Source organism: Amycolatopsis dendrobii (genome assembly GCF_014145675.1).
In the GTDB taxonomy this organism is placed as follows: Bacteria; Actinomycetota; Actinomycetes; order Mycobacteriales; family Pseudonocardiaceae; genus Amycolatopsis; species Amycolatopsis dendrobii.
Window position 1 is genome coordinate 1 of sequence record NZ_JACGZW010000036.1, and the last position, 8,983, is coordinate 8,983.

General features: G+C 71.8%; 1 protein-coding gene and 1 pseudogene. Both read left to right on the plus strand.

Annotated elements, in window-relative coordinates:
- Positions 1–7,171, plus strand: a 7,171-nt coding sequence (locus tag H4281_RS44915) for a type I polyketide synthase (protein ID WP_182896940.1), incomplete at its 5' end; no start/stop codon positions are given.
- Positions 7,172–7,248: 77 nt separating this feature from the next.
- Positions 7,249–8,983, plus strand: a pseudogene (locus tag H4281_RS44920) (type I polyketide synthase); the annotation flags it as partial.

An 8,983-nucleotide genomic window follows, 5' to 3' on the forward strand; every position in this document is an offset into this window, starting at 1 on the left:
TGGTTCGGTGGTGGTTTCGGGTGATCCGGATGCGTTGGATGAGTTGATCGCCGGGTGTGAGCGGGACGGTGTCCGGGCGCGGAAGGTTCCGGTGGACTACGCCTCGCATTCGGCGCACGTCGAAGAGATTCACGACGAACTGCGCGAGGTGCTGGCGTCCGTTGCGCCGCGATCCGGCGAGGTGCCGTTCTACTCGGCGGTGACGGGCGAACTCCTCGACACCGCGGCGATGGACGCGGACTACTGGTACCGCAACCTTCGCCAGACGGTGGAGTTCGAGCAGGCGACCCGGAAGCTGCTGGCCGCCGGCTACCGGGTATTCGTGGAGGTCAGCCCGCATCCGGTGCTGGTTCCCGGATTGCAGGAGACTCTCGACGACACGGCCGCGGCGGCGATCGGGACGCTGCGCCGGGGCGAGGGCGGCCTGGACCGGTTCACCGCGTCCTTGGGCGAGGCGTTCACCCGGGGCGCGACCGTCGACTGGGCCAGGTTCTTCGCCGGGACCGGCGCCCGCACCACCGATCTGCCCACCTATCCGTTCCAGCGCCAGCGCTACTGGCCGGAGCCGGTCGAACCGGCGGCGGCCGAACCGGTGGACGCCGAGTTCTGGGAGGCCGTCGAACGCGCGGATCTCGACGCGGTGGCCGCGACGCTGGCGGCCGAGGGCGACGAGGTGCGGTCGCTGGAGGCAGCGTTGCCGGTGCTGGCCTCTTGGCGGCAGCGGCGTCAGCAGGAGTCCGAAGTGGACCGGTGGCGCTACCGGGTGTCGTGGAAACGCCTTCCGGACGTCTCGGCCGCGTCGGCGCGGGGCACGTGGCTGGTCGTCGCTCCGGCCGAGCACGCCGAATGGGCCGCCGTGCTGGCGGACGGCATCGCGGGCCGCCTCGTGGTGCTCGGCGACGAGCCGATCGCGGACAAACTGGCCGAAGGCCCGGTGTCCGGAGTGCTGTCCTTGCTCGCATTGGACGACCGGCCGCTCGCGGAGTTCGGCGCGGTGCCGCGCGGGCTCGCCGCGACGGTGCGTCTTCTCCGTGAGCTGACCACTGTGGACAGTCAAACGCCACTGTGGACGGTGACCAGGGGTGCGGTCTCGGTGGATCGCTTCGACTCGCACAGCAGTTCGGCGCAGGCGATGGTCTGGGGTCTCGGCCGGGTCGCGGCGCTGGAGCATCCCGACCGCTGGGGCGGGCTGATCGACCTGCCGGACACGCTGGACGAGCGGGTGCTCTCCCGGTTGTCGGCGGTGCTCGGCGGAGCTGAGGACCAGGTGGCGGTGCGCGCGTCCGGGGTGTTCGGACGCCGGTTGGCGCGCGCCGGCGCCGCCCGGAACAGTGGCTGGCGGGCGCCGGCCACGGTGCTGGTGACCGGCGGAACCGGAGCGCTGGGCGCGCGGGTGGCGCGGTGGCTCGCCGGACGGGGCGCGGAGCATCTGGTGCTCGTGAGCCGCCGAGGGCAGGCGGCACCGGGTGCCGCGGAGCTCGAAGCGGAACTCGCCGCGCTCGGCGTCCGGGCGACGATCGTGGCCGGTGACGTCGCGGACCGGGCCGCGGCGGCTGATCTGCTCGGCCGGTTCCCGGTCGACGGCATCGTGCACGCCGCGGGGGTGCTCGACGACGGGGTCGTCACGTCGCTGACCCCGGCCAGGATGAACGAGGTCCTGCGGGCGAAGGCGACCGCGGCGGTGAATCTGCACGAACTCACCCGGGACCGCGACCTGCGCATGTTCGCGCTCTTCTCCGCGACGTCGGCGGTCGTCGGCACCCCGGGGCTGGGCAACTACGCGCCGGGCAACGCGTTCCTGGACGCACTGGCCGAACACCGGCGGGCGAACGGGCTGGTCGCGACGTCGATCGCCTGGGGGCCGTGGGCGGACGGCGGCATGGCCGAGGGCGAGGTCGGCGAGGTATTCCGCCGTCACGGCGTCCCCGAGATGGCGCCGGACCTCGCACTCGCCGCCCTCGACCAGGCGTTGAGCGACGACGAGACGAACCTCGTCGTCGCGGACATCGCCTGGGAGCGGTTCCGCGTCGCCTTCACCGCGACCCGGCCGAGCCCGCTGCTCGCCGACCTGCCCGATGTCCGGCAGCCGGAACAGGCCGCGGCGGACCCGGACGAAGCGTCCTTCGCGCAACGGCTGGCCAGCGTGCCGGAAACCGAACAGGACCGGTTCCTGCTCGACGCGGTCCGTACGCAGGCGGCGATCGTGCTCGGCCATTCCGGTCCGGAGGAGGTCGAACCGCGCCAGGCGCTCAAGGACCTCGGCTTCGACTCGGTGACCGCGGTCGAACTCCGCAACCGGCTGAACACCGTCACCGGGTTGCGGCTGCCCGCGACGCTGGTCTTCGACTACCCGACGCCGGTCGCGATCGCGGGATACCTGCGCGCCGAACTGCTCGGCGCCGAGTCGCCCGCCGAGGCACCGGCGGTGGCCAGGTCCGAGGAACCGCTGGCGATCGTCGGGATGGCGTGCCGCTTCCCCGGCGGCGTGCGGTCGCCGGAGGACCTCTGGCGGGTGCTCGCCGACGAGACCGACACGATCTCCGCGTTCCCGGCCGACCGCGGCTGGGATCTCGAGGCCCTCTACGACCCGGATCCGGACGGCGACGGCACCAGCTACACCCGGGAAGGCGGGTTCCTGTCCGGCGCGGCCGAATTCGACGCGACGTTCTTCGGCATTTCGCCGCGCGAGGCGCTGGCGATGGACCCGCAGCAGCGGTTGCTGCTGGAAACCTCGTGGGAGGCCTTCGAACGGGCCGGGATCGTCCCGGAAACCCTGCGCGACGCCGGGGTTTTCGCCGGGACCAGCGGCCAGGACTACCTGCAGCTGATGGCGATGGGCTCGGGGGAATCGGCGGGGCACGTGGGCACCGGCAACTCGCCGAGCGTGCTGTCCGGACGGCTTTCCTATCTCTTCGGGTTCGAGGGACCCGCGGTCAGCGTCGATACCGCCTGCTCGTCGTCGCTGGTGGCGTTGCATCTCGCGGCGCAGTCGCTGCGGTCAGGGGAATGCTCGCTGGCGCTGGCCGCGGGCGTGATGGTGATGTCGACCCCGGGGATCTTCACCGAATTCTCCCGCCAGCGGGGCGTGGCCCCGGACGGCCGGTGCAAGCCGTTCGCGGCGGCCGCCGACGGGGCGGGCTTCGCCGAGGGCATCGGGGTGCTGCTGGTGGAGCGGCTGTCGGACGCCCAGCGCAACGGGCACGAGGTGCTCGCGGTACTCCGGGGCAGCGCGGTCAACCAGGACGGCGCGTCCAACGGGTTGACGGCGCCGAACGGTCCTTCGCAGCAGCGGGTGATCCGGGCGGCACTGGCGAACGCCGGGCTTCAACCGTCCGAAGTGGACGCGGTGGAAGCACACGGCACCGGGACGAAGCTCGGCGATCCGATCGAGGCACAGGCCTTGCTGGCGACCTACGGGCAGGACCGGGACGAGCCGCTGTGGCTCGGGTCGGTCAAGTCGAATCTCGGGCACACCCAGGGTGCGGCGGGCGTGGCCGGCGTCATCAAGATGGTGCTGGCGCTGCGGCACGGGATGCTGCCGAAGAGCCTGCACATCGACGAACCGTCGGCGGAGGTGGACTGGTCGGCCGGCGCGGTGGAGTTGCTGGCCGAGGCCAGGGAGTGGCCTGCGGCGGGACGGCCGCGCCGGGCTGGGGTGTCGTCATTCGGGATCAGCGGAACCAACGCGCACGTGATCCTCGAACAAGCGCCGGAGCAACCCGTCGACACTCCGGCTGCGCCGCCGGTCTTGGCCGCGAACCCGCCTTGGGTGCTGTCCGCGAAGACCGACGCGGCCCTGCGAGAGCAGGCGCGGGCGCTCCGCTCCCTGGTGGACACAGAGCTGGATCTTGCTGATGCGGCAACGACTCTGGCCGCCCGCACGCGGTTCGCCGAACGAGCCGTGGTGGTAGCCGCCGATCGGGCCGGACTCGCCGAAGGACTGGCCGCGCTCGCCGACGGGGACAGTTCGCCCGGGCTGGTCCGCGGCCGGGAACGCGACGCGGGCAAACGCGTCTTCGTGTTCCCGGGCCAGGGTTCGCAGTGGACGGGCATGGCGCTCGACCTGATGGACGCGTCGCCGGTGTTCGCCGAGCGGATCGCGGAATGTGCGGCGGCCCTGTCGGAGTACGTCGACTGGTCGCTCACCGACGTGCTGCGCGGCGCGCCGGACGCGCCGCCGATGGACCGGGTGGACGTCGTCCAGCCCGCGTTGTTCGCGGTGATGGTTTCGCTGGCCGGATTGTGGCGTGCGTGCGGGGTCGAACCGGACGCGGTCGTCGGGCACAGTCAGGGCGAGATCGCGGCCGCCTGCGTGGCCGGCGCGCTGTCCCTTTCGGACGCGGCGAAGGTCGTGGCATTGCGCAGCAAGGCATTGCGTGAGCTGAGCGGCCGGGGAGCGATGATGTCGGTGGCGCTGCCGCTGGAGGAATTGCTGCCGAGGCTGGCGAAATGGGACGACCGGATTTCGGTCGCGGCGATCAACGGGCCGGGTTCGCTGGTGGTGTCCGGCGAACCGGACGCGGTGGAGCAGCTGCGAGCGGAACTGTCCGATGAGGACATCCGGGCGCGGAAGATTCCGGTGGACTACGCATCGCATTCGGCGCACGTGGACGAGATCCGCGCGGAGCTGGCCGGGCTGCTCGGTTCGATCGTCCCGCGCCCGGCGGAGGTGCCGTTCCTGTCCACCGTGACCGGTGACTGGCTGGACACCACCGCGCTCGACGCGGACTACTGGTTCCGCAACCTGCGCCAGACCGTGGAGCTGGAGAAGGCGACCCGGACGCTGGCGGACGACGGGTTCCGGGTCTTCGTCGAGGCAAGCCCGCATCCGGTGCTGACTCTCGCGCTTCAGGAAACCCTGGCCGCGCAGGAGGTGCCGGCAATCGTCGTGGGGTCGTTGCGGCGGAACGACGGTGCCGCGCAGCGCTTCTGCGCGTCGCTCGCGGAGGCGCACGTGCACGGGCAGCCGGTCGACTGGAGCGCGCTGTTCTCCGGTCGCCGGGTGGATCTGCCGACCTACGCGTTCCAGCGAGAGCGGTACTGGCCGGAAATCGAGCCCGCCGTCGCGCCCGCGTTCGCCGACGACCGGTTCTGGGACAGCGTCGAGGCGCAGGACCACGAATCGCTCAGCACCTTGCTCAAAGTGGACGAAGCCGCGCTGAAGCCCGTGCTGCCCGCGTTGCGGTCCTGGCGCGAGCAAAGCCGCGATAAGTCTACTGTGGACAGCTGGCGGTACCGGGTGGAATGGCGTCCAGTCGCTGAAACCGCCCCCGGATCGCTGTCGGGCAGCTGGCCAGTGCTGGTGCCTTCGGGACACGAGGACAGCGAACTGGTGACGGCGGTCCTCGCCGAGTTGTCCGCGCACGGCGCCAAGGCAACGCCGGTGGTGCTCGACCCGACCGACCTGGACCGGGTGGCGCTCGCCGATCAGCTCAGCGGGGTGCTCGACGCGGAACCGCCGTCCGGGGTGCTGTCGCTGCTGGCGCTCTCCGAAGGACGCCATTCGCGGCACCGAGTCGAACTCGGCTTGGCGGCAACGGCGCTCGCGGTTCAAGCGCTCGCCGATGCCGGAGTGAAGGCGCGGCTGTGGTGCGTGACGCGCGGCGCGGTGTCCACCGGTGCGACGGATCCCTTGCCCAGCCCGGAACAGGCGCAGGTCTGGGGGCTCGGCCGGGTGGTCGCGCTGGAACACCCGGACAGCTGGGGCGGCCTGCTCGACCTGCCCGCCGCGTTCGACCAGCGCGCGCGGGACCGGTTCGCGAGCCTGCTGGGCGGTGACCAGGACGAGGTCGCGGTGCGGGCGTCGGGAACGTTCGCGCGGAGGCTGGTGCGTGCGCCGCAGCGGGACACCGATTCCACGGCGCGGTGGCAGCCGCGCGGAACCGTGCTGATCACCGGAGGCACCGGGGCACTCGGCTCGCGGGTCGCGCGGTCGCTGGCCCGCGACGGGGCGGAACACCTCGTGCTGACCAGCCGACGCGGTCCGGCCGCGGCTGGTGCGGCCGGGTTGCGGGCTGAACTGGAAGCATTGGGCGCTCAGGTGACCATCGCCGCGTGCGACGTGGCCGACCGGTCGGCGCTCGCCGCTCTGCTGGACGAGCACCCCGAGGTCCGGGCCGTCGTGCACACCGCCGGCGCGGTCTCGATGGCTCCGCTGGCCGAGACCGGTCTCGCCGATTTCGCCGAGGTGCTCGCCGCCAAGGTCGACGGGGCGCGCAACCTCGACGCCCTTCTCGGCGACCGGGAACTGGACGCGTTCGTGCTGTTCTCCTCCAACGCGGGCGTATGGGGCAGCGGCGGCCAGGGTCCTTACGCGGCCGCCAACGCGTTCCTGGACGCGCTCGCCCACCAGCGGCGCGACCGCGGGCTCGTGGCGACGTCGATCGCCTGGGGCGCCTGGGGCGAAACCGGCATGGCGGCGGAACGCTCGGCCGAGGAACAGTTGCGCCTGCGCGGTGTCCTCCCGATGTCGCCGGACCTCGCGCTCGAAGCGTTGCATCAGGCCGTGGCCCGGGACGAGACGTTCCTGGCGGTCGCGGACGTCGATTGGGAACGCTTCGTGCCGCGCTTCGCCTCGGCCCGGCACCGGCCGCTGCTGGACGAACTGCCGGACGCACAACGGATCCTCGCGGCCGCCGAGCGATCCGCGCCCGGTGCCGACGGGGCAGGCTCGCTCGCGGGCCAGTTGGCCGGGCTGGCTCCGGGCGATCAGCAAGAGCTGCTGCTTGACCTCGTGCGTTCGACGGTGGCGGCCGTTCTTGGCCATCGCGGCGGCGACGCGGTCGATCCGGGACTGGCGTTCAAGGACCAGGGATTCGACTCGCTCACGGCGGTCGACCTGCGCAACCGGTTGAACGCCGCCACCGGACTCACGCTGCCGGTGACCGTAGTGTTCGACCAGCCGACCCCGGACGCGCTCGCCCGTTTGCTCCGCACCGAACTGGCAGGCGATCCGGAACAGGCGGTCGAGGCGGAGCTCGACCGGCTGGCGGACACGATCGCGGCGCTGGCCGGCCACGACGGGCAGCGCGAAACCGCGCGGGCGCGGCTGACCGCGTTGCTGCGCACGCTGGACGACGGCAAGGAGGCGAACGAGCTTTCCGCGTCCGAACTCCTGGAATCCGCCTCGGACGAGGAGGTCTTCGATTTCGTCGACAACGAGCTCAGCTGACCAGCACTCCCAGCCGACCCCGGACAAGGCAGGGTTCCATGTCGAATGACGCCAAACTCCGCGAGTACCTCAAGCGGGTGGCCGCGGACCTCCACGACACTCGCCGGCAGCTGCGCGAGCTGCGGAATAGCGAGCACGAACCGATCGCCGTCGTCGGGATGGGCTGCCGTCTTCCCGGCGCGCGGACCCCGGAGGAATTCTGGGCGTTGCTGCACGAGGGCCGGGACGCGCTCGCCGGTTTCCCGGACGACCGCGGCTGGCCGCTCGAGGAGCTCTACGATCCGGACCCGGACAAGTCCGGGAAGTCGTATGTCCGCACCGGCGGATTCGTCGACGCCGCCACCGAGTTCGACGCCGGGTTCTTCGGAATCAGCCCGCGTGAGGCGGTGGCGATGGATCCGCAGCAGCGGTTGCTGCTGGAGACGTCGTGGGAGGTGTTCGAGCGAGCCGGGATCGCGCCGGATTCGTTGCGAGGCAGTGCGACGGGTGTGTTCATCGGTGCCGGGCACTCCGGGTACGACAACGGGTTCGCCGGGAACTCCGAGGCCGACGGCCATGTGCTGACCGGCAGTTCGGGTGCGGTCTCCTCGGGGCGGCTGTCGTACGTGTACGGGTTCGAGGGCCCGGCGGTCACCGTGGACACGGCTTGTTCTTCTTCGCTGGTGGCGTTGCACCTGGCGGTGCGGTCGCTGCGGTCCGGGGAATGCTCGCTCGCGCTGGCGGGCGGCGCGACCGTGATCTCGACCCCTGCCGCGTTCGTCGAGTTCTCGCGGCAGCGCGGGCTGGCTGCCGACGGCCGGTGCAAGCCGTTCGCCGAGGCGGCGGACGGCACCGGATTTTCCGATGGCGTGGGCCTGCTTCTCGTGGAGCGGTTGTCGGATGCTCAGCGCAATGGACACCAGGTGCTGGCGGTGGTGCGCGGCAGCGCGGTGAACCAGGACGGCGCGTCGAACGGCCTGACGGCGCCGAATGGTCCGTCGCAGCAGCGGGTGATCCGGGCGGCGCTGGAGAACGCCGGCCTTGAACTGTCCGATGTCGACGCCGTCGAGGCACACGGCACCGGGACGACGCTCGGCGATCCGATCGAGGCCCAGGCCTTGCTGGCTACCTACGGGAAGGACCGGGAACAGCCGTTGTGGCTGGGCTCGGTGAAGTCCAATATCGGGCACACCCAGTCTGCGGCCGGGGCAGCAGGCGTGCTCAAGATGGTTCTCGCGCTGCGGCACGGAATGCTGCCGAAGAGCCTGCACATCGACGCGCCTTCGGCCAACGTGGACTGGTCGGCCGGTTCGGTCCGGCTGCTGACCGAGGCCGTTCCGTGGCACGAGTCGGATCGTCCGCGTCGGGCGGCGGTGTCGGCGTTCGGCGTGGGCGGGACCAACGCGCACGTGATCGTGGAGCAGGCTCCGGAACCGGAGGCCCAGGAGCCGGGCCGGGCGCTGGCCGCGGTGCCGTGGGTGCTGTCCGCGAAGAGCGAGGCCGCGTTGCGCGAGCAGGCGGCGCGGCTTGCGGAGCAGGTTCGTGCGCGGCCGGAGATCCGGCCGGTGGACGTGGCGTTTTCGCTGGCGACCGGACGGTCGGCGCTGGAACGGCGGGCCGCGGTGGTGGCTGGGGACCGGGACGGGCTGCTGACCGCACTGTCCGCGGTGGCGCGGGGAGACGAGCCCGCCACGCTGGCTGCTCAGGGCCGGATCGCGTTTTTGTTCTCTGGCCAGGGTTCTCAGCGGGCTGGGATGGGGAGGGAGCTGTCAGACGCTTTCCCGGTGTTCGCGGACGCTTTCGCTGAGGTGTGCGCGGAGCTGGATCGCCATG